A 24047-nucleotide genomic window follows, 5' to 3' on the forward strand; every position below is an offset into this window, starting at 1 on the left:
ATTCTATTTTTTGTTTTTCAACTTTTCTCTTTCTTGTCTATATTGTTCTACATTTTTTAAATGTTGTTGGTAATCTTTACTATAATTATTTCCTCCGTCTATCTTTGCAACAAAATATAAATATTCTGTATCCTCAGGATAAAGAGCTGCTTGGATAGACTTAACACCTGGGTTTGCTATTGGTGTAGGTGGTAATCCTTTATTTTTATAGCTATTATATGGAGATTCTATTTCTAAATCACTATACATAACTATTTTTTTTCTTTCTTCAAAAGCATATTGTATAGTTGCATCAGATTGAAGAGGCATACCAGTTTCTAGCCTATTATAAAATACGCTAGCTATTATAGGTCTATCCTTATCTAATACTGCTTCTTTTTCTATTATAGACGCTAAATTAACTATTTGTTGAATAGTCAGTTTTAACTCTTTTTGTTTTTTAACAAACTTATCACTATAAACTTTCTTAAATTGACCTAACATTTCGGATAATATTTCTTTTTCTTTATCATCTTCATCAAAATAATACGTATTAGGATATAAAAATCCTTCTAATGACTTTATATCATCTTCTTTTAAAAATTCATATTTCTCATAAAACTCACTTGGATTTTTAATTAGTTCTTTAAATTTATCTTTATCTCCTAAATTTTTATTTACAAGGATAGAAATGATTTCATTTGACGTTGATCCTTCTGGAAATGTTACTTTAATTCCATCATTATATGTTTTTCCTGAAGACAAAAGATTTATTATATCATCATTTGAATAAGTCTGATTAAGCAAATACTTGCCAGCTTTTATATTTTCGGCTTTGTTGCTTACTTTTATCTGCAACTTAAATAGTATTTTGTTTTTAACTAACTTATTTTTATATAATATATCAGATATTTTACTTACAGTTGATCCACTTGGAATATCCACAACTATATCTTTTTTATTATTTTTATTATAAGGACCTATCTGTGTAATAAAAAAGAACACCATCAAAGCTACTAGTACAATAGAAGCTAGACATATTACTTTCAACTTATTATTTTTCAAATTCATAGAGATATCTACTCCTTATATATATTTGCATCCTTTATATTATAAATCTAAGAATAAAAATTTTCAATAAAATTGTCGAACAAATTTATTATTAAACTTATATTTCAATACATTTTAGATTTTTTTAATTCATATCAAAATAAAAAAAGCCTAACGTTATTCTTTACACGTTAAGCTTTTTATAATCATTTTTCTAGAATTTTTTAATTTCATTTTTAGTTACAACGCCGTATATTAGCTTTCTAGGAGCTACTTTTGCTTCTACTATTGAATAAGCTCTTATAAATCGTTCTTTAGCTGATTCAAATTTTTCTTCTTTGTTAAAATGCATATAAGCTAATATATCGCCTTCTCTTACATAATCTCCGACTTTTTTCTCTAATACAATCCCTGCTGATAAATCAAGTATATCTTCTTTTGTTTCTCTTCCTGCACCTAAAATCATCGCTGAAATTCCTACTTCTTCTGCCTCTATTTTGCTTATATATCCTGCTTTACTTGATTTAATAGGTACTATCTTACTTGCCTTTGGAAGTAATGAGTAATCATCAATTACTCTTTTATCTCCACCTTGATTTTCTATAAATACTTTTAACTTATCAAGTGCTTCTCCTGAAGATATAGCATGTCTAATTTTCAAAATACCTTCTTCATAATCTTTTGCAACTTTTGCTAGAACTAACATGTATGCACCTAAAGTCTCACATAAATGTACAAAATCTTTTGGTCCATTTCCCTTTAATGTTTCTATAGCTTCTATTACTTCTAGTGAATTTCCTACTGCAAACCCTAATGGCTCATCCATATCAGTAATCATTCCTATAGTTTCTCTATTCATGCCACTTCCTATATCAACCATAGCTTTTGCTAATTCAAATGAGTCGTCTAACGTTTTCATAAATGCTCCATCACCAGTTTTTACATCTAATAATATTGCATTTGCTCCTGATGCTAATTTTTTACACATTATACTTGCTGCTATAAGAGATATATTATCAACTGTAGCTGTAACATCTCTAAGTGCATACATTTTTTTATCTGCAACTGCTATTGATGCAGTTTGACCACAAACTGCTATTTTATGTTTATTTACAGAGTCTACAAACTTATCAGATTCCATTTCTATTGAAAATCCAGGTATGGCTTCTAATTTATCTAATGTCCCACCTGTATGTCCAAGACCCCTTCCTGACATTTTTGCAACTGGTGCTTTGCATGCAGCTACTAATGGTGCTAATGCAATTGTAGTTTTATCCCCTACTCCACCTGTACTATGTTTATCAACTTTTATACCTTTTATTTCTGATAGATCTATTACTTCTCCAGAATTCATCATTGCCTCTGTAAGGTATACGGTTTCCTGCTTATTCATTTTATTTAAGTAAATTGCCATTAGTAAAGCTGAAGCTTGATAATCTGGTATCTCACCTTTAGAATATTGTTCAACAAAGAAATTTATTTCTTCTTTTGTTAACTCATTGTTATCTCTTTTTTTCTTTATTATATCGTAAATTCTCATATCAAAATCTCCTTAATATATTGATAAATTGTTTATTAAATTCCAATAAGCTTAATATTAAAATTAATTCAATATTAAGCTTATTATTTAACTTATCTTTACTATATTCTATTTACTACACTTTTTACTAAGCTTAAAAATTCAGCTTTTACTTTTTGAGTAGTTTCTATGACTTCTTCATGATTAAGCGGTTGATCAAGTATTCCAGCAGCCATATTTGTTATACAAGATATACCTATAACCTCCATTTTTGAATGAGAAGCTACTATAACTTCTGGTGCTGTAGACATACCTACTGCATCTGCTCCTAATATTTGAGCCATTTTTACTTCTGATGGAGTTTCATATGTTGGTCCACTAAAGAACGCATATACACCTTCTTTTATATTCATATTTAAATCTTTTGCACATCCTTTTACTAATTGTACATATTTAGGAGTGTATGCTGTTGACATATCTGGGAATCTAGCACCTAGTCTTTCATCATTTTTTCCTATTAATGGGTTGTTCCCACTTAAATTTATATGATCTTTTATAACCATTAAATCTCCTGGTTTAAAGTTTGGATTTGCTCCTCCAGCTGCGTTAGTTACTACTACAGTATCTACACCTAAAGCTTTCATAACTCTTATTGGGAAAGTTATTTCTTGTTGAGAATATCCTTCATAGTAATGGAATCTTCCTTGCATAGCAATTACTGTCTTTCCTTCTAAATTACCTATTACAAGTTGTCCTGCATGACCTTCAACAGTTGATACTGGGAAGTTTGGAATATCATTGTATTTTATTTTAATACAATCAGTTATTTGATCTGCTAATACACCAAGACCTGAACCTAATATTAATCCTACTTTAGGTTGTACACTAGCTTGTCCTTTTATAAACTCTGCACTTTCTTGTATTTTATCAAACATATTATTCATATTTATTTCCTCCAAAATTATTTCATTATGATATTTTTAAAACTAGTACCATTTTTAGGCATTTTTACTTCTAATATATCTGCAACTGTTGCACCTATATCAGAAAAACTTTTTCTTATTCCTAAATTTAAGTCTTCTTTTATTTGATTTCCATAAACTAAAACTGGAATATATTCTCTAGTATGGTCTGTACCTTTATAAGTTGGGTCATTTCCATGATCTGCATTTATAATAAGTATATCATCATCTTTCATAGATTGTATTATCTCTGGTATTCTTGCATCAAATTGTTCTAGAGCTTCTTTGTATCCTTGAGTATTTCTTCTATGACCATATTTTGAGTCAAAATCAACTAAATTAGTGAATATAAGTCCATTATTTTCTTTTTTGATGTAATTTATAGTTTCGTCTACTCCATGCATATTATCTTTAGTATGTACTGCTTCTGTTATGCCTTGTCCATTAAATATATCTTCTATTTTTCCTACTCCTATAACATCAAGCTTTTCTTCTTTTATATTATCTAGAACTGTTTTTTCAAATGGATTTAATGAATAATCCCTTCTATTAGAAGTTCTAGTAAACTCTCCCTTTTTTTTACCTACAAATGGTCTAGCTATTATTCTAGCTACAGCATTTTCTCCCATCATTATGTTTCTAGCAATTTCACACATTTTATATAATTCTTCTAGCGGAATTATTTGTTCATGCGCTGCTATTTGGAATACACTATCAGCTGAAGTATATACTATAACATCTCCAGTTTTCATTTGATGTTCACCATATTCATCTAATATAGCTGTTCCTGATGCTGGTTTATTTGCAACAACTTTTCTACCTGTTTGTCTTTCAAACTCATCTATTACATCTTTAGGAAATCCATTTTCAAATGTTTTAAAAGGTGTCTCCACTAAAACGCCTGTCATCTCCCAATGTCCTGTAGTCGTATCTTTCCCCTGAGATAATTCCCCACATTTTCCATAGCATCCTATTGTATTTTCTTTAGGTTCCAAAAAATCTACACCTTGTATGTTTCCTATCCCTAGTTTTCTTAAATTTGGTATTTTAATATCACTATGTTGTCTTACTATATTGCCTAATGTATTAACTCCTACATCCCCAAACTTCTCAGAATCTGGTAAAGCACCTATTCCTACACTATCAATTACTATCCATACAACTCTTGCCATGTTACTATTCTCCTTTTAAGTTTTATTTTCTAGGATGTTTTTCTTTCATTTCCTTCCTAATATTCTTATTTATATGATTTAAATAACATTGTAGACTCGATAAGTTAGCATTTCCTAGTATTTTGCTTACGACTGCAATATTTGCACCCTCATTTAATAAATGTATTGCAAATGAGTGTCTAAGCATACTAGGATTTATATTTTTATCTATATTAGCTAGCCTTGCGTATTTTTTTATTATTTTCCAAAGCCCTTGTCTTGTAAACCTTTGCCCTAGAGAGCTTACAAACAGGGCATTTTCATCGTTAATAGCTAATTTAGGTCTTGCTTCTTTTATATATTTTTCTAGATATATTTTTGTAATATCAGATAGAGGTATAACCCTTTGATTTTTACATGAGTTACAATATATATAATCTATCTCTAAATCAATATCACTTATATCCATTTCTACTAATTCAGACACCTTTATTCCTGTTCCATACAACATTTCAAATATAGCTTTATCTCTAATTAACTTAGGAGTTGTTAGTTTTGGAAAACTCAATAATGACTCTATTTCTTCCTCTGTTAATATATCTAAATCATTTTTCTCAATCTTTGGCTTTTTTATATTTTTAGCCGGATTCATATTACATGTATGATTTAAGAATAAATAGTCATGGAAAGATTTTATAGAAGATATCATTCTTGATACTGTTGCAACTGATACATTACTTTTCTCTAACTCAATTAAGTATCCTATTATATCATTTTCTACTACATCATTTAATTTTATATTTTTTCTACATAAATATTCTACATATTTTTTTACATCTATACAATACGATGATACAGTATTTTCTGATAATCTTTTTTTATTTTTTATATAACTTATATATTCCTTTATAACTTCCATAGTAAACTCCTTTTATCTGACTAGGAATTGTAAAATACTAACACTCGCAGTATTTAAAATAACTTGTAATCCTACTGATATTGTCAATACAATTACGGAATTTAATAAGTATCTTCTACTTAAGAATAATATACTGTCTATATCTCTTTTTTTCAACTCATAAATGCCTTCTTTTATATAATTTAAAGAAATCAGGGCTAATATAATAGTCCCTGGAATAATAATAAAATTTTTAAATAAAACTATTAATATCATTTTTATACTTTTAAATTTCAAAGTTAAAATACAGCTATTTATAGTATAGCCTATAGATAACCCTTTTAACATAAAAATTATAATTGCAATTGGAAATGTTATGATAAATAGACTTAATATACATATTAATCCCATAAAACCAATATCTGATTTTAAATTAGACATTACTACATCCTTCATCTTCACATTTGAACCATAGTAATTTACTACTGAATTAATGCTATCAAATATATTACGCTGTGAATTAGACCATACTTTATTCAAGTATGTCCCAAGTATAATAAATACAATAAATACAAATCCCATAATTAATATTTTTTTGTTTAGTTCATCATAATTCCCTTTTCTATATGTTCTTCTCAAATTTATAACCTCCTCTTATATCTTACAAAATACTATGTAAGAGAAGAGGAGGTTATGCATTTTATATTATCTCTTTAGCCAATAAAAGTCCAATCGATGTTTTAGCATCTTCGATTTCATTTTTAATAATCATATTGTAAGCTTCTTCTAATTCGATTTCATATACATCTAAAAATTCATCATCATCAAGCTTATCTTCTCCTGCTTCAAGTCCTGTGGCTAAGTATATATATATTTTTTCATTTGAAAATCCTGCTGATGTAAAAAATTTATGTATTAATTTCATATTTTGGGCAGTATATCCAGTTTCTTCTTTCAATTCTCTCATAGCACAATCTTTTGGATTTTCACCTATTTCAAGTTTTCCTGCAGGTATTTCCCAAATAACTTTTTCTATAGGTTTTCTAAATTGTTTAACAAGAACAACTTTACCCTCTTCAGTTATTGCTAATATTCCTACAGCCCCTCCATGTTCCACTATTTCTCTTTTTTGATATCCTTGATTTGGTATCTCTACTGTGTCTATTTTTAAATTAACTACTTTCCCATTATATATTCTATCACTACTAATCGTTTTTTCTTCTACTATCATCACAAACCTCCATTAAGTAATATGCAGCTGTACTAGCAGCTTCAAAAAATTCCTTATCTTGTTCGTAATTTCGTCCCATACTTCTAACTTTCAATCCAAAATAATCTAAATCATCTTTAGTATTTTTATTATCTATATAAACTATATTGTGTTTTTTAAGTAAACAATTATCTTTTATCTGTTCTTTTATAAGATTAATTTTTTCTTCTGAATACATAGTTATTGGAATATCTACAGATACATTAACAATATCTTTAAATACTGTAATACTATGATGTGATAATCCTCTATGTCTGTCTCTTTTATCTGCAAAACTTATCCTTGGTATTGCAATTGGCATTCCTCCAAGTTTTTTAACTGCATCTAACAAAGGTCCTTGTTCTATACCTGTAAATCCATATTTAGTACCTGTCCCTGCAATCCCTGGTCCCATACTTATAAATATAGCATCAGCTTTTAAAATTTCTTTTGCTGTAATTAGTGCAGTATATATATTAATACATTCAAAGTCTCCACCAAAAGCATTACCTATAGTTATTGTACTATCTATTAATCCTTTGTTTTTAAGCATTTCTACATTTTTACTTAAATATATAGGAAGGGAAGCACCATCAGTCATTATATACACTAATTTTTTAGTTGGATTATTTCTTTTGTAAGAAGCCACAAATGGCGTTAACATGCTATGTAATGTTCCTATTGCAACTGGCAAATTTTCTAAACTTGAAAATTCATCAAATTTATCATGATAAGAACTATCTTGTTCTTCTACTGAATCAACTTTAACTTGAAATGGTGTATATCTCAATTTCATTATATGACCACCCTCAGTTAAGTTAGACTCTAAGTTGTTTAAATTAGTTATTACAAAATGATATCCACCTGTTCCTAAGCTAAGCTCAACAGCTGTAGTATTTAAAACAACTTCATCTCCAACGTTTACTTTTCCAGTCATTTTAGGATAATTATATGCTCTTTGAATATCTCCATTTATATTAACTCTTATATCTTCTAATTTATCACTTTTATCTACTATTTCTTCTACTTTACCTACTCTTTTACTTATCATAAGTTTACCTTCCTAACTTATCTATAAAATTTAATAACTTATTTTTTTCAATTATTTTTGTTAGCGAATACTTTTCTGTAAGTATATGTATAAATACTAAAAATACCAACCATCCTATTCTTATATTAAGTGAATATCCAAATATAACAAGAATACCTATTGATATCCCTAATACATTTGAGCCTGTATCTCCCATCATAGCTCTAGCCTTAAGATCATAATTAAAATATGCTAAAACATTTGGAACTATAAGAAGAGGAAGAACTTTAACATATCCTGTTAATGTTAAAAATATTATCACCATTATAGATAAATATGCTTTTATTGCTCTCCCTGGTCTTAAATCTAATAAATTCATTAAATTTGTTGATAAAGCTATTATAAGAGTATTTACTACTATATCTACAGGGTCTTTTGAAATTCCTATTGATATTATTAATCCTACAAACCCACCAAATAAAGCTTTAAATCCACCAGTTGTAAGATTTCCTTTATATAAACTTTTAAAATGTCCTTTAAGGCCACTTACATTTCTATTTCCTATAATGTCATCTAATACACCTGCAAAAAACATTGATATCATTCCAAATATATACATAAATAAATATAATAAATTTTTTATATCATAAGTAAAAAACACTAATATTATACCATTTATAATTATCATTGGAAGAAATACTATCCCCATACTTACAGGAATCATATCTTTTTTATAGTTTGGTCTTAATATATTGCTATCTGTCAATAAATTTTTAAACAGTGGTATTCCAAAATAAGTTCCAAATAATCCTGTTAATAATAGAATAATATAAAGTATAAAATTATCCATTTGGCACTACCTCCATTCTTTCTTTTTCTGTCTTAAAACCTTCTTTATATGGTAGTATTGTTTCCCTCTATGGATAAATCCTTTTAAATCTCTTCCTGTTTCACTATGAGTCATATTAACTAATACTTCTTTTATCTTGTATCCATATTTTAATATATCTATAGTCATTCCAACTTCAACACCATAACCATATGGCATTTCTTTAAATTTTTCTAAAACTTCCTTTTTAAATAATCTTTGACCAGATAAAGTTGCATCTAACTCTACACCTGTCATTTGTAAAACAGAGTCTTTAGCTAATCCTTTTACAAATCCTAATCCGCCCTTTTTCTTTGCTGGTGGAAATTTAGCTATAATTACGTCTGCATCTTCTTTTAAAATAGGTTCTATTAATTTTTTTACTTCACTTGAACAACTACCTAAATCTCCATCTAAAAATCCTATAATATCTGCATTTTTCATAGATATTTTCAATCCATAATTAAGTGCATATCCTTTACCGCTATTCTTATCTAATTTAAAAACTTTTACTTTTTCACTTTTAACTTGTGATGCAATTTGTGCAGTATTGTCACTAGATCCATCATCAACAACTACTACTTCATTTATTTCATTTATGCCTATTATACCTTCTAATGTATCTTTTATTTTATTTTCTTCATTATAAGCTGGTATTATTATGCTTATATAAGGTTTCATTTTTTTCTCTCCTTTATTACTTCTTATATGGTAATAAACTTTCTGCACTATCTAATCTTCCAAACTTACCTACCATATTACCTTGTTTTAAAATCCAAGCTAATGAAACTTTTCCTACACCTTCATCAACATTGTCTATAGTCGATACTTTATCTTTAGTGTATAAATCAATATTAGGGAATTTATTAGCTTGCTTTTGAACTGCAACTATATATTTATTTTCTTCTTTTAAAGTATTTATTAAGTTTTTATCTATTTTTTCAAACTGAGTTTTAGCAACTTTTTCTTCTGCTGATGATGCTATTACTACTGATTCATAAGATGTATATTCATTTCCTAATGTATTTAATTTTATTATTCCAAGTTCTTGAAGATATGTTAATTTGTCGCTTGCATCTTCACCTTTTAAAGCTTCCTTTATATATTTTATTGCATCAGATGTAGTTTTTATTTCTGTTCCTATTTTACTTGAAACTTCTTTTAATTTTACTTCATCAGTAATACTATTTTTTAACACAATACTAAAAGCTATCTTTCCATTAGCTTTATTCACAACATCTTCTATATCTTTTGTATAATCATTATTTTCGTTTGTAGATATTATACCTATATTTTTATTAGTTAATTCATTTACAATTATCTTATCTACATTTTCATTTATGAACTCTATAGTTTTGTTATAATCTTTACCTAATTTATCTAAATCGTCTTCTAGATTATCATTAGTTTCTTTTAAAGCTTCGAATCTTTCGTCTAAATCATTAATTACTTGTGATTGTTGTTTACTTAACTCTTGGTCATAGTTTAAGTTGAATCCTACTAATATACCTATTCCTAGAGCTATAAATATAGCACCAATGGTAACTATATAGTACTTCATATTTATATGCATTTTAATCCTCCTAAATTTACATCTGTAATAATAGCTTAAATTTCAACTGCATTAAATGTATAAATTGCTTAGCACTTGGTGATAAAGATGCTAATATCAATACTGGAAATAACGCAGTTGCAATAAGTGCAAATATATATTTTAATTTTAATTTGCTTCTATATAATAAGTTAACACCTTTTGCATCTATAAGTTTTGAACCTATCTTTAATCTAACTAAGAATGTACTAGCCATTCCTTTTCTTCCTTTTTCTAAGAAGTCAATCATATTAGAATGAGTTCCTAAAGCCACTATAAGCTCAGCCTTATATTCATATGCTATAAGCATAGCTATGTCCTCACTTGTCCCAGGTGCAGGAAATACGATGGCATCTAATCCTAAATCTTCTACTCTTTTTAATCCTGGAGCTCTACCGTCAGTATAAGCATGTACAACTATTTCTTTTGCTTTCTTTAAAGCCTCATCACTGACACTGTCCATATCTCCTACTATTACATCTGGAGTATACCCAAACTCAAGAAGTGCATCTGCTCCTCCATCAACACCTACTAATATAGGTTTCATTTCCTCTATGTAAGAAATTATTGTATTTAAATCTTCTTTATAATCTTGTCCCCTTACCACAATAAGAACATGTCTATTTTTATACTGAGTTTTGACTATAGGTATATCTACATCTCCAAGTATAAATCCTTTTTCTTTTTTAGCATAATCTATAGTATTATCTATAAATCTGTCTAATTCAACAGCTAGGTTTTCATAGGCTTTTTTTAATTTAATAGCCACTTCATTTTTTCCTAATACTTCGCCTTCACCTACAAGATTTCCATCTCTATATATTTTCCCATCTATAACTTCAATTATTTGACCTTCTTTTAATTCATTAAATACTTCTTCTCCTACATTGTCTATTATAAGAATATTTTTTTCAGTTAATATTCCTGGTCCTTTATTCGGATATCTTCCACTTATAGAAGGAGATGCATTTATAACTAGCTTTATCTTACCTTCTACTAAAGAATTAGCTGCAACTTCATCAATATCTATATGATTTATAACGGCTATTTCTTTACCTGTAAGTCTTTTCGCAAGCCTTTTAGTTTTTCTATCTACCTTAATAGGGGCTTCGACTCTCATATTTTTAACCTCCGATATCATTTTTAAAATCAAACTACATTATAGCATTATTTAGCAATAAAAGAAATATTTTAGATTTCTTTTACTATTTTAGCCATGTTTTAATATTTTTTATATTTATAATTTTACAACTCGAGATTAATTAGAATACTTATAAAATTATACTTTTTAATATTAAAAAGCATAATTTTATAAATAATTACAATAAACCAATGAGAATTTCCTTTTTATTATAATTTGGATTTTCCATAACTTTATTTAATAAAAAATTAAGTTTTTCTCCTATTTCTTTTCCTCTATATCCTAGTTTTTGTAATTCATTACCATCAATATTTAAATCTTTTATTTTATAACATTCATTCTTTTCTTCTATTCTTTTTATATTATCAATAATTTCATCTATTAAATTTACTTCTTCTTTTAAACAATAACTATAATATAATGACTTTAATTTTAATACCTTTTTAAATTTTTCTGGTCCTATTTTATTTAAAATCAGCTTTATTTTTACCAAATCTATATCATCTGTATTCATTAACATATATTCTAATAAAAGCTTGTATTCGTTTATTATTTGATTAGAATATTTAAGATTTTCTACTATACTACATTTATCAAAATCCTCTTTACAGTTTGATTTTTCAAATGACTTGCGCCTAATTACATATTCTAACATAGCTAATCGTTCTGATACATCCAAATCACATTTTTCTAATACTTCAATTTCTTTTTCAAAGCATTTATAGCTATGGATATCCATTTTCAATAAAATACCAATATGTTTAAATACTCCTGTTTTGTATAAAAGCATCATATCTTGAGGTTTTTTACTAAGAATTATTTTTGTAAATTCATCTGTAATTCTTTCCTTACTTATATTTTTAATTATATAAGCATTTTTATATATGCTATCCAACGTTATACTTTCTATTTCAAAATTTAATTTATTACTAAATCTAATTGCTCTAATTATTCTAAGTCCATCTTCATTAAATCTTTCATCAGGATTTCCTACTGTTTTTACAATTTTATTTTTTATATCTTGTATTCCACCGAATTCATCTATTATTCCTACTTTGTCATTATATGCAATTGCATTTATTGTAAAATCCCTTCTTTTTAAATCCTGTGATATATTCGAAGTAAATTCTACATTTTTAGGTCTTCTATTATTTTCATATTCTCCTTCTAACCTATATGTCGTGATTTCATACACTTCATTATCAATGATAACACCTACAGTTCCGTGTTTTATTCCATTTTCTATTAATTTATGATTTTTAAATATTTTTATTATTTCACTCGGCTTTGCATTAGTAGTTATATCATAATCATTAGGCTCTATACCTAATATACTATCTCTTACACATCCTCCAACTATAAATGCTTCATAGCCTTCTTTATATATTTTATCAATTATGTACTTTACATTATTAGGTAAGTATATTTTCATATTATACACTCCTCGTTTGAATGTCTATTGTAATGTATTTTAAATTTACAAAAATAAAGCCTTCTATTTCGAGAAGGCTTTGGTCTTATTTTATAGAATTATTTTACCATACTATGTTCTAATCTTAATTTATCTGCAATCATTGCTATAAATTCAGAGTTTGTTGGTTTACCTTTTGTATTATGAACTGTATATCCAAATAATTGGTTTATTGTATCGACCTTGCCTCTACTCCATGCAACTTCTATTGCATGTCTTATAGCTCTTTCAACTCTACTTGGAGTAGTATTAAATTTCTTAGCTATACTTGGATATAATTCTTTAGTTACTGCACCTAAAAGTTCTACATTTTCTATAACCATTTTTATAGCTTCTCTTAAATATAGGTATCCTTTTATATGTGCTGGTACACCTATTTCATGTATTATGTTAGTTATTTCAGTTTCTATGTTCCCAACATTTTTAACAAAATCTGTTCTTGTCATTTGAATATCTGGACTCGTTCTCATTTTTTGTTCCATATGAGAACTTCTATTTGTAACTAGCTCTCTTATTCTATTTATGAATATTACGAAATCAAACGGTTTTACTATGTAGTAATCCGCCCCTAAGTTTATCGCACTTTGAGTTATTTTATCTTGACCAACAGCAGACAATACTATTATTTTCGGCATCTTAGGTATATCCATTGCATTTAACTTTTCAATTACACCTAATCCATCTAGATGAGGCATAATTACATCTAAAACTAATAAATCTGGTTGAGTTTTTTTGACTAAATCTAATGCTTCTATTCCATCTTTAGCTATCCCTAGAATTTCTATATCGTCTTCATTAGATAAGTATTCCTTTAATACCTGACAAAAATCCTTATTATCATCAGCTAAAACTATCTTAATTTTTTCATTCACTAAAATTCCCCCCATTAATAAAACATTTTCTTTTATATAGAAAAATCTAAACTTTTTCACTCTAAAAGCATATTCGACACAGCAAAATTATATTCCTTCTGAGTATTTAAATTTTTAATGTCTCTTTTCTCATTCTATCATCTTGCCTATAAAAATGCCATAGCCTTTTTTAGGGTTATCTTTAAATACATGTGTTATTGTGCCAATAATTCTGTTATTTTGTATTATCGGACAACCACTCATACCTTGGATGATTCCCCCAGTATATTTTATTAAATCTTCATCTATTACTTTTATTATCATATCTTTATCTGTTCTTTTATTAAAATCTATACTTTCTATTTTTACATCATAACTTTGAATATTTCTATTTTGGTCTTCAAAAAGAATTATAGCATCCCCTATTTTTACATCTTTAAAAGAAGCAACTTCTACCAATTGTATGTCTTTTTCTTTTTCATTATTAAGTTCGCCACTTATTCCAAAATTAGAATTATCATTAAATTTTCCTATAATATCATTTGCTGTAAAATCACCTTCGATTTTACCAACTTTCTTGTTAATTGTTTTTATTATACTTATATTCGATAGATTATATACATACCCTTGATTTATTTTCAACAATTCGTTTGTATCTACATCTACAATTGGATGACCAATTGCCTTAAATTTTTTAGTATTAGGGTCATAAAAACTCATAGTTCCTATTCCAGATATTTTATCCCTTACCCATAGACCTAATTTGTATTTTTCTTTTATTTTTTTTGTCTTTATTATTTCTTTTTTATATTTATTATTTCTTTCAAAAGTGACTTCTATTTTATCTTGTTTTATTTTATTTAAAATAGATAAAATATCTTCACTATTTTTTATTGTCATCTCATTAATTGCTACTATGTTGTCACCTTTCTTTAATCCCCCTATATACTCTATGTCATCTTCTTCATAACCTAATACTAAAACCCCGTCTGTGTTTGCCTTTATACCGACTATAGTTCCTAAGGGGTATATAAATTTCTTACTAGTCATTTCATCTTCTTTAAAAGTTTGTATAATTTGATTTTTATTATTTTTAGAAAAATTATAAATTCCTATCAACGTAATTATTGTGAACATCATTAAATAACCTTTTTTTGAGTTAATATTTAATTTTAATTTCATTTTATTATCTCCTAATTTTTATGATTATTTACTTATAATTCCTTTGTTCTAAAAATTTATTCATTGTATTTTGAAATAAAAAAATAGAAAATTTTTATAAAATAATTTGTATTTTATATTTTTATATGCAAAAAAAGTACTTATTTCTAAGTACTTTTTTTAGCTAATTGAATAATCTCACTTGCATGTTCTATTGTCTTTTCTGTTATATTACTTCCTGCAATCAATCTAGCTATCTCATCTCTTCTTTGCGAATCATCTAATTTTTTTATAGTAGTAAAAGTTCTATCATTAGCAGTATTTTTTTCAATACAGTAATGTGTATCTGCATTTGCAGCTATTTGTGGTAAATGTGTTATACAAACTATTTGCTTTTTCTTAGCTATATTCCCTAGCTTTTCTCCTACAATTTGTGCTGCTATTCCACTTATTCCTGTATCAATTTCATCAAAAACTAATGTATCAATTTGATCTATATCTGCAAGTATAGTTTTAAATGCTAACATAAATCTAGACATCTCTCCGCCTGATGCTACTTTATAAATAGGCTTTATATCTTCACCTAAATTGAATGATATCATAAATTCCACATCATCTTTTCCATTTTGAGTAAAATTATATTCTCCAAAATCAACTTTAAATACTACATTTTTCATGTTTAAACTTTTTAATTCTACAAGTAAAACTTCTTCTAAATTAGCAGCTACTTTTTTTCTAGCTTCAGTTAATTTGTCAGCCTTGTCCAAAAGAAGTCTTTCCAATTTTAATAGTTGAGATTTTAATTCTTCTACTTTCTCATCTCTATTTAATATTTCATCTAATCTATCTTGTATCTTATTTTTATATTTAAATATATCTTCTATTGTTTCTCCATATTTTCTTCTCAAACCATTTATTTCATCTACCCTAGACTCTATTTGTTCAAGTTCATATGGTTCAAAATCTATACTTTCTTTGTAATTTCTAATTTCTCTAGATATATCTTGAATTTCATACATTATTCTTTCTATATTTTCATTGTAATCATTTAGAATTTTATCATACTCAGAAATCGAACTTAGCTCTTTAGATGCAGCACCTATTAAATCAACTGCATTTACACTTCCTTCATATAAATTTTGATAGCTTAAATTTAAATTATTATAGATTTTTTCACTGTTTCTATATACTTCTCTTTGTTTTAGTAAATCCTCATACTCATCTTTATTTAAATTTGAAGATTCTATCTCATTTATTTGAAATTTTAATAAATCTATTTCTCTTTGAATTTGCATGTCATCTTTATTTTCAGTTAAAACATTTAATGAATGTTTAACCTTACTATATTCAGAATATATAGATTTATAATCTTTTATAGATTTATCTAATTTCGATTCTCCAAACAAATCTAAGAACTGTAAATGAGTTTCTTTATTAAACAAAGCTTGATTTTGATGTTGACCATGTATATCTATTAATGTAGCTGCCATTTCCTTTAAAATTGACATTTTTACAGTTCTACCATTTACCCTAGCCACACTTTTTCCATCACTATATATAAGTCTAGTTATAACTAATAAATTATCACTATCTATTTCTATTCCATTTTCATCTAAAATTTGTTTTAAATGTATATTTTCTGAATAAAATACAGCTTCTACTAAACCTTTATCAGTTCCTTTTCTTAAAAAAGATCTATCGTATTTTTCACCTAAACAAAGTCCTAAGGCATCTATTATTATAGATTTTCCAGAACCTGTTTCTCCTGTTAATATATTTAAATTCTTATCTATACTTAGCCTTAGCTCATCTACTAAAGCACAATTTTTCATATATAACTCAAGGATCAATTTAAATCCCCCTTTTTCATAGAGAAAATTTTTATTTTAAATTATGAGAAGATTCTACAACTTCTATTATTTTTTTGCTGTGTTCTTCACTATTAAACTCATATCCTTCATTAGTAGTTTTTAAGTGAATTAAATACTCTATATTACCTTCTGGCCCTTTTATTGGAGAAAAATCTAATCCTAAGATTTCAAAACCATTTTCAACTGCAAAATTTGAAACCATTTCAATTACTTCTATGTGTGTAGATTTTTCTCTAACCACTCCTTTTTTACCAACTTTTTCCCTTCCTGCTTCAAATTGAGGTTTTATTAATGCTACAACCTCCCCACCTGGAATAAGAAGTTCTTTTGCCTTTGGTAATACTAATCTTAATGATATAAATGATACATCTATAGACGCAAATTCAGCAAATTCTTTAGTATTTTCAATAGTTACATTTCTTATATTGGTTCTTTCCATACAAACTACTCTTTCGTCTTGTCTTAACTTCCAAGCAAGTTGTCCATATCCTACATCTATAGAAAATACTTTTTTAGCACCATTTTGAAGCATACAGTCTGTAAATCCACCAGTTGAAGAACCAATATCCATACACACTTTTTTATCTAAACTTAAATCAAAATTTTTCATAGCTTTTTCAAGCTTTAATCCACCTCTACTTACATATGGAATTGGATTTCCTTTTACTTCTATTTTAGATTCTTCTTTAACTTCTGATCCTGCTTTGTCACATCTTTGATTATCCACAAATACAAGACCTGCCATTATTGCTTTTTTAGCCCTTTCTCTACTTTCAAAATGACCTTGTTCTACTAATAATATATCTATTCTCTTTTTCATAAAACTACCTTTCTGGTTTATAAACTTTTTATTTTATCAGCTATACAGTTTGGTGATAAACCTATGCTATCGTAAATTTCATTAGGGCTACCATGTGGTATAAATGTTTCTGGAAGTCCTATATTTGTTACTTTTACATCATAACCATTATCAATAATAAATTGATTTATTCTACTTCCAAATCCTCCAGTTATTATATTATCTTCTATAGTAACTATATTTTTATATTCTTTTACTAACTTGTGTAACAATGTTTCATCTATTGGCTTTAAAAATCTAGCATTAACTATTGTAGGTTTTATATCCTCGTTAAGCAATATTTCGCTAGCCTCTAATGCATGTTTAACCATGTTTCCTATTGCTAATATAACTGTATCTTTTCCTTCTTCTAGTACTTCATATTGGCCAATATTTATATTTTCATAACTACCTTTATTTAAATAATAACTATTTCCTCTTGGATATCTTATAGCTACTGGTGCATTAATATCTAATGATAAATCCATCATAAGTTCTAACTCTCTAGTATCCTTAGGTGCCATTACTGTTATATTCGGCACAGAATTTAAATAACTTAAGTCAAACATTCCATGATGAGTTTCTCCATCATTACCAACTATACCAGCTCTATCTATAAGTAACGTTACTGGTTTATTAGTTATACAAATATCGTGTATTACTTGATCATATGCTCTTTGTAAAAATGATGAATACACTGCAAAATATGGTTTCAATCCATTTTTAGCTAATCCCGCAGAAAAAGTTGCTGCATGTTGTTCTGCAATTCCTACATCATAATATCTATTTGGGTATACTTTTTCAAATAAATTTAATCCTGTTCCTGATGGCATCGCTGCTGTTATTGCTACAATATTCTCATTTTTCTTTGCCATATCTATTAATTTTTCGCCTACTGCACAAGATATAGATTTGTTACTTGAAGGCAATACCCCTGTTCTTATATCAAATTTTGAAACTCCATGATACTTATCAGGTTTTTCTTCTGCAAACTTATATCCTTTACCTTTTTTAGTTATTACATGAAGTAATACTGGCCCTTTTTTGTTTTTAGCTTTTATTAATATATCTATCAATTCTTTTGTATTATGTCCATCTATAGGTCCATAGTACTTTATCCCTAGAGAATCAAATAAAGCACATTCTTGTGGTATAAATTTGCCTATTATACTATCCTTAACTTTGTTAGCTGTTTTAGATATTGCATTTCCTGTTGAAGTAATGCTTAATAGTTTTTCTACTTCATCTTTAACTTTATTTACAGTAGAATTACTTATAATACTTGATAAGTGTCTTGACATACCTCCAACATTTTTATCTATAGACATTTCATTGTCATTTAATATTACTATCATATTTTTTTTAACATAACCTAAATGATTTAAAGCCTCAAGAGCCATTCCTCCTGTTATTGAACCATCACCTATTACTGATATAACACTGTAATCTTCATTTTTTATATCTCTAGCGCAAGCAATTCCTGTTGCAACAGAAATAGAAGTACTACTATGTCCTGTATCAAATATATCATGAGGACTTTCATTCTCCTTTGGAAATCCACTTAACCCATTAAATTGTCTTAATGATGTAAAATCATTTTTTCTTCCAGTAACTATTTTATGTACATAAGATTGATGACCTACATCCCATACTATTTTATCTTCTGGGCTATCAAACACTTTGTGTAGTGCTAAAGTTAATTCTACGACACCCAAATTAGAAGCTAAGTGACCTCCCGTATTAGAAACAGATTTCACTAAAAATTTTCGTATATCTTTTGCTAGCAAATCCATTTCTTCTACACTCATAGCCTTTATGTCTTTTGGAGAGTTTACTTTATTTAAATATTTATACATAATCATCCTCACCTTTTACTATATTAAATTTCGCTTAACGTCTTCATTTATTTTACCAGTATTTAACCTGAATTTATTTTTACTCTAAATATACAAATTAATACAATAAATCAAAATATTAAAAAGGTCTTCCATCGAAGACCTAAAATATTGACATAGTTTCCATGTATTTTCAAAATAAATATATTTTAAGTATTATCTAAAATATATCCATTTTATAACTTTTTTATAAAACATAAAAAATTATATCATATAATATTGCTTTTTTCAATTTATACCAAAACTAAAGCTGTTATTATACCTAGTAAAGCACCTAGTATTACTTCCTTTGGTGTATGCCCTATTAACTCTTTTAATCTATTTTGTTCTATATGTTTTCCTTTATGAAAATCATCTAACATTTGATTTAATATAGCAGCTTGTTTTCCAACTGCCCTTCTTACTCCAGATGCATCATACATTATTATTAATGCAAATACTGCTGCTATTGCAAAATTAGATGAATCAAATCCTTTTTCTGCTCCTATAACTGTAGCTAAACTAGTAACAAATGAACTATGTGAACTTGGCATTCCTCCTGAAATAACTATTCTTGAGATATCTACTCTTTTTTGTTTTCCTGTAAATATCTTAATAAATTGCGCTAAAAAACAAGCAAATATGCTTATTCCTAATACTTTGTTGCTAAAAATCTCCGAAAAAAAGTTCATTTTTCCTCCTTAGTATTCTCTAGCTATTATATAATCAGCTAATCCATCTAATAACTCTGTTTCCTCTGATAATTTACTAATGCTCAACTTAGCTTCATCTATTAAACTTCTTGCGATCTCTTTTGATTTATCTAATCCTAATAACGATGGGTATGTTGATTTATGATTTTCTATATCACTTCCAACTTTTTTACCTAATTTAGCTTCATCTCCTACAATATCTAATATATCGTCTACTATTTGGAATGATAACCCTATATTTTTTGCATATTTTGTTATCTCTTCAAGTTGTTCATCATTAGCTCCACCAATGATAGCACCAGCTCTCATACATCCTATTATAATAGCTGCTGTCTTATTTAAATGTATAAAATCTAATTTATCTTTAGAAATTTGTACGTTTTCACTTTGAACATCTACAACTTGACCACCTATCATACCATATATCCCTGATGACTTTGCAATTTCATTTATTGCACATAAGTATTTATTAGAGTCTTCTTTATTTATAGAATTAGAAAGCATCACTTCAAATGCATAATTTAAAAGTGCATCTCCAGCTAATATAGCCATAGATTCTCCATATACCTTATGATTAGTAGGTCTTCCTCTTCTTAAATCATCATTATCAAGAGCAGGTAAATCATCATGAATCAATGAATACGTATGTATCATCTCAATCGCAACTGCAAATGCAATAACATCTTCTTCATTTCCTCCAACTACTTTACACGCTTCTAAAGTTAATATTGGTCTTAATCTTTTTCCACCAGCTTCTAAACTATAATTCATAGCTTCCATTATAGTTTTTTGATAACCTTCTTCTTTTGGCATATACTTTTTTAGTAAATCTTCTATATAATTAGCTCTTTCTTTTAAGGCTTGTTTAAAGTCCACGTTTATTCCTCCCTTAAATACAAATCTTCTTCTATACCCAGCTTATTAAATTTACTTATTTTTAATTGGGCATCTTCTAAAAGTTTATTACAATGCTTATAAAGACAAATACCTTCCTCATACAAACTTAAAGATTCATCTAGGCTAGCATTTTTAGATTCTAATTTTTCCAATATATTTTCTAATTTTTTATAGGCTTGTTCATATGTTAAATTCATACTTATACCTCTTTATTTTTTATTTTATTTACACTACATTCAATACTTCCATCCACTAAAATGACATCTATACTATCTTTAAATTTTACTTCTTTTATGCTATTTAGAACCTCCCTGTCTTTTTGAACTATACTATATCCTCTTTCCATAGTTGCTACTGGACTTAAATTGTGTAATATAGCTCTAGACTTACTAAGATTTTCTGTTTTTATATTTATATTATTTTCTACTTCAAAAATTATTTTATCATATATCTTATCTAATTGTATAATTTTATCTTTTATTATGTATGCTTCTAAGTAATTATTTATTTTATCAAAAACAGAACTTAACCTATGTTCATCAATATTTATTTGATTTTTTAAAGACCTAGTCATTCTATTTCTAATATTCTCAAGTTTAAATTTTAAGTCTTCTAAAGACGGTGTTGCTATTTCTGCTGCTGCTGACGGTGTAGGAGCTCTCATATCTGCTACAAAGTCACATATTGTAAAATCAGTTTCATGTCCAACTGCAGAAATTATAGGTATTTTAGAATCAAAAACAGCTCTAGCTACATTTTCTTCATTAAATGACCAAAGCTCTTCTATAGATCCTCCTCCTCTACCCACTATAATTGTATCTACAACACTAATTTCATTAAAAAATTTAATTCCCTCACATATATCACTTGATGACCTAATACCTTGTACAGTTACAGGATAAAGTTTTATTTTTACTTTTGGATATCTTCTTTTTATTACATTTATTATATCTCTTATAACTGCTCCTGTTTCTGAAGTAACAACTCCAATTTCTTTTGGTATCTTCGAAATAGATTTTTTATATTTTGAATCAAATAAACCTTCTTTATTTAATTTTTCTTTTAGTTTATTAAATTCTATATATAAATTTCCCATTCCTTCTACTTCTATAGAATTAATATATAACTGATATGCACCATCTCTTTCATATACAGATATATATCCATAAGCGATTACTTTTACACCATTATCTAATTTTAAATTTTTATCATAATTTTTTTTAAACATTACGCAGTTTAATTTTGAATGCTCATCCTTTAAGGATAGATAAACATTTCCACTACTATGAACCTTAAAATTAGAAATTTCTCCTTTTACTTTAAGGTTATATAATATTGGATCGTTGCTTAGAATTCTTTTTATATATGAATTTGCTTCACTTATTTCTAAAGCTCTTAATTTCATATTTTTTCTCCTAAAATCCAAACTAATCATTTACTTTCACTCAAATAATTAATTTTTTAATTTTGTTGTTTCAAAAAATTATTTAATCCTATTATAGCACAACCAACTGCATTGTCTGTTGAATATTCAGAACTGGTAAAGTGTGTATATATGTTATTCTTTTCTAACTGTTTACTTAATTTCTTAGCTATATATTTACTTGCAGATACTCCTCCTGCAAATACTACTTCATTTATATTATACTCCCAACATACATATGTAAGTGACTTATACATATTTTTTACAATAGAATCTAATACTACTTTTGATATGTATTCGTCAGTTTTAATTCCTATTAATTTTTCAGCTTGATTTTCCAACCCAGATAAATTCATATATCCTTCTTTTACTGATGTTTTTAATCCTTGTTCAATCTTTTCATTGCAACTAATAGCTTTTTCATCTAAATATATTCCAGCTGGAAATTTATAACCTAACTTAACTCCTATTCTGTCTATAAGTTGTCCAAAACTTATATCTTTACTACCTCCAACTATTTCTATATTATATCCATTATCTTTTTTATTTACTAATAGTATTTCAGTTGTTCCTCCAGACATATGTACAGATAAAAATCTATTTTTTTGGTTAAGCTTACTCGTAAAAAGACTCGCTTCTATATGATTTTCTTGATGACTCGTTTCATATAGTGGGCAATTTAGCATTGAATCAATTAGTTTTGTAAAATTATAACCTACTGTAAAAACCGGCATATAAGAATCTTTTGTTGGTCTTGGCTTTGTTGATACACACAACGCCTTTATATTATACATTTTCATTATATTATAAAGCTTATCTCCCAAAGTTCCTAAGTTATTAATATGCTGAAAAACAGCTTCACTTTGTCTTAATCCCTTGCTATTTTCCTTTACCTTTAACATTATTTTTTCGTTAAAAATAATACTTTTATCTAAAGATATAGCTGCTATAGAAGTCGTATAGCAGCTAGTATCTATTCCAAGTATTATATTATTGTCCGATTTCATTAACAACACTTCCTAAAATTCCATTTATAAACTTAGGAGATTTATCATCACAGTATATTTTTGCTAGTTCTACAGCTTCATTTATAGAAACTTTTTTAGGTATTTCTGGTAAGCACATCATTTCACATACACATAATCTTAATATAGATAAATCTACTTTTGGCATTCTTTGTATTGACCAGTTTTTAGAAAATTTATTTATAGATTCATCTATAACACCACTATTATCTTTTAATGCTCTACAAATCTTTATCATATATTCTCTGTCTATTATGTCTTCTATCTTTAAATTTTCTAATTCTAAATTAGGATTATTTGAATATTGTAATCTAAGTTCTTGGTATCTATTTACTATGTATTCAAAGTTATCATTTAAGAACGTATTTATATACCCTTCTAAGTTTTGAATATCTTCCTTGTTTATATTTGCTTGATATATTAACTTCATCATATATTCTCTTGTAGTTACCTTCTTTGCTTTATCGCTCTTCATTCGTTGTAAT

24 protein-coding genes are annotated in these 24047 nt (G+C 27.2%); all 24 read right to left on the reverse strand.

From position 1 onward, the window contains the following. Positions 1-3: 3 nt before the first annotated feature. The 24 genes from mltG to nusB all read right to left on the reverse strand — a co-directional run bounded on the left by mltG (position 4) and on the right by nusB (position 24037). Complete coding sequence (gene mltG, locus CHF27_RS01095) at positions 4-1050, reverse strand: endolytic transglycosylase MltG (protein ID WP_095404817.1); 1047 nt, start codon at positions 1048-1050, stop codon at positions 4-6. Between the two features lie 193 nt (positions 1051-1243). Next, entirely contained in the window at positions 1244-2569 is a 1326-nt protein-coding gene (locus CHF27_RS01100) for a pyrimidine-nucleoside phosphorylase (protein ID WP_095404816.1), read from the reverse strand. A gap of 101 nt (positions 2570-2670) precedes the next feature. Beyond that, positions 2671-3483 (reverse strand): purine-nucleoside phosphorylase, encoded by an 813-nt coding sequence (locus CHF27_RS01105; protein WP_095405106.1) that lies wholly within the window; start codon positions 3481-3483, stop codon positions 2671-2673. Positions 3484-3509: 26 nt separating this feature from the next. Continuing rightward, entirely contained in the window at positions 3510-4682 is a 1173-nt protein-coding gene (locus tag CHF27_RS01110; RefSeq protein ID WP_095404815.1) for a phosphopentomutase, read from the reverse strand. Positions 4683-4704: 22 nt separating this feature from the next. After that, positions 4705-5580, reverse strand: a complete 876-nt coding sequence (locus CHF27_RS01115) for a tyrosine-type recombinase/integrase (RefSeq protein WP_095404814.1) — start codon at positions 5578-5580, stop codon at positions 4705-4707. A 12-nt stretch (positions 5581-5592) separates the two neighbouring features. Continuing rightward, complete coding sequence (locus CHF27_RS01120) at positions 5593-6198, reverse strand: stage II sporulation protein M (protein WP_095404813.1); 606 nt, start codon at positions 6196-6198, stop codon at positions 5593-5595. Between the two features lie 61 nt (positions 6199-6259). Next, the gene (locus CHF27_RS01125; RefSeq protein ID WP_095404812.1) at positions 6260-6790 is read right to left on the reverse strand and encodes an NUDIX domain-containing protein; all 531 of its coding nucleotides are present in this window, start codon (positions 6788-6790) and stop codon (positions 6260-6262) included. Then, positions 6765-7859, reverse strand: coding sequence for a DUF3866 family protein (locus tag CHF27_RS01130; RefSeq protein ID WP_095404811.1), 1095 nt, complete (start codon positions 7857-7859; stop codon positions 6765-6767). The genes CHF27_RS01125 and CHF27_RS01130 overlap by 26 nt, the downstream gene beginning before the upstream one ends. A 4-nt stretch (positions 7860-7863) precedes the next feature. Beyond that, complete coding sequence (locus CHF27_RS01135) at positions 7864-8688, reverse strand: glycosyl transferase (RefSeq protein WP_095404810.1); 825 nt, start codon at positions 8686-8688, stop codon at positions 7864-7866. A 6-nt stretch (positions 8689-8694) separates the two neighbouring features. Beyond that, the gene (locus CHF27_RS01140; RefSeq protein WP_095404809.1) at positions 8695-9387 is read right to left on the reverse strand and encodes a glycosyltransferase family 2 protein; all 693 of its coding nucleotides are present in this window, start codon (positions 9385-9387) and stop codon (positions 8695-8697) included. Between the two features lie 16 nt (positions 9388-9403). Beyond that, positions 9404-10279: a copper transporter gene (locus tag CHF27_RS01145; protein WP_095404808.1), complete on the reverse strand. Its 876-nt coding sequence runs from the start codon at positions 10277-10279 to the stop codon at positions 9404-9406. 16 nt (positions 10280-10295) lie between these two features. Next, a complete protein-coding gene (gene steA / locus CHF27_RS01150; protein WP_095404807.1) occupies positions 10296-11417 on the reverse strand; it encodes a putative cytokinetic ring protein SteA in 1122 nt (373 codons plus the stop codon). Between the two features lie 199 nt (positions 11418-11616). Beyond that, positions 11617-12870, reverse strand: a complete 1254-nt coding sequence (locus CHF27_RS01155) for a CCA tRNA nucleotidyltransferase (protein ID WP_095404806.1) — start codon at positions 12868-12870, stop codon at positions 11617-11619. A 98-nt stretch (positions 12871-12968) separates the two neighbouring features. Next, positions 12969-13796, reverse strand: coding sequence for a sporulation transcription factor Spo0A (gene spo0A, locus CHF27_RS01160; RefSeq protein ID WP_095405105.1), 828 nt, complete (start codon positions 13794-13796; stop codon positions 12969-12971). Positions 13797-13910: 114 nt separating this feature from the next. Further along, complete coding sequence (locus tag CHF27_RS01165) at positions 13911-14942, reverse strand: SpoIVB peptidase S55 domain-containing protein (protein WP_095404805.1); 1032 nt, start codon at positions 14940-14942, stop codon at positions 13911-13913. 146 nt (positions 14943-15088) lie between these two features. Next, complete coding sequence (gene recN / locus CHF27_RS01170; RefSeq protein ID WP_095404804.1) at positions 15089-16771, reverse strand: DNA repair protein RecN; 1683 nt, start codon at positions 16769-16771, stop codon at positions 15089-15091. A gap of 31 nt (positions 16772-16802) precedes the next feature. Beyond that, positions 16803-17612: a TlyA family RNA methyltransferase gene (locus CHF27_RS01175; protein ID WP_095404803.1), complete on the reverse strand. Its 810-nt coding sequence runs from the start codon at positions 17610-17612 to the stop codon at positions 16803-16805. 17 nt (positions 17613-17629) lie between these two features. Then, positions 17630-19486, reverse strand: coding sequence for a 1-deoxy-D-xylulose-5-phosphate synthase (dxs, locus tag CHF27_RS01180; protein WP_095404802.1), 1857 nt, complete (start codon positions 19484-19486; stop codon positions 17630-17632). A 272-nt stretch (positions 19487-19758) separates the two neighbouring features. Then, positions 19759-20196: a divergent PAP2 family protein gene (locus CHF27_RS01185; RefSeq protein ID WP_095404801.1), complete on the reverse strand. Its 438-nt coding sequence runs from the start codon at positions 20194-20196 to the stop codon at positions 19759-19761. Between the two features lie 9 nt (positions 20197-20205). Continuing rightward, complete coding sequence (locus CHF27_RS01190) at positions 20206-21093, reverse strand: polyprenyl synthetase family protein (protein WP_095404800.1); 888 nt, start codon at positions 21091-21093, stop codon at positions 20206-20208. Positions 21094-21095: 2 nt separating this feature from the next. Beyond that, a complete protein-coding gene (gene xseB, locus CHF27_RS01195) occupies positions 21096-21311 on the reverse strand; it encodes an exodeoxyribonuclease VII small subunit (protein WP_095404799.1) in 216 nt (71 codons plus the stop codon). A gap of 2 nt (positions 21312-21313) precedes the next feature. Next, complete coding sequence (gene xseA, locus CHF27_RS01200) at positions 21314-22519, reverse strand: exodeoxyribonuclease VII large subunit (RefSeq protein WP_095404798.1); 1206 nt, start codon at positions 22517-22519, stop codon at positions 21314-21316. A gap of 56 nt (positions 22520-22575) precedes the next feature. After that, positions 22576-23544, reverse strand: coding sequence for an O-sialoglycoprotein endopeptidase (locus CHF27_RS01205; protein ID WP_095404797.1), 969 nt, complete (start codon positions 23542-23544; stop codon positions 22576-22578). After that, a complete protein-coding gene (gene nusB, locus CHF27_RS01210) occupies positions 23528-24037 on the reverse strand; it encodes a transcription antitermination factor NusB (RefSeq protein WP_095404796.1) in 510 nt (169 codons plus the stop codon). The genes CHF27_RS01205 and nusB overlap by 17 nt, the downstream gene beginning before the upstream one ends. Between the last annotated feature and the right edge of the window lie 10 nt (positions 24038-24047).

This window comes from Romboutsia maritimum (assembly GCF_002251085.2).
Taxonomy (GTDB): domain Bacteria; phylum Bacillota; class Clostridia; order Peptostreptococcales; family Peptostreptococcaceae; genus Romboutsia_B; species Romboutsia_B maritimum.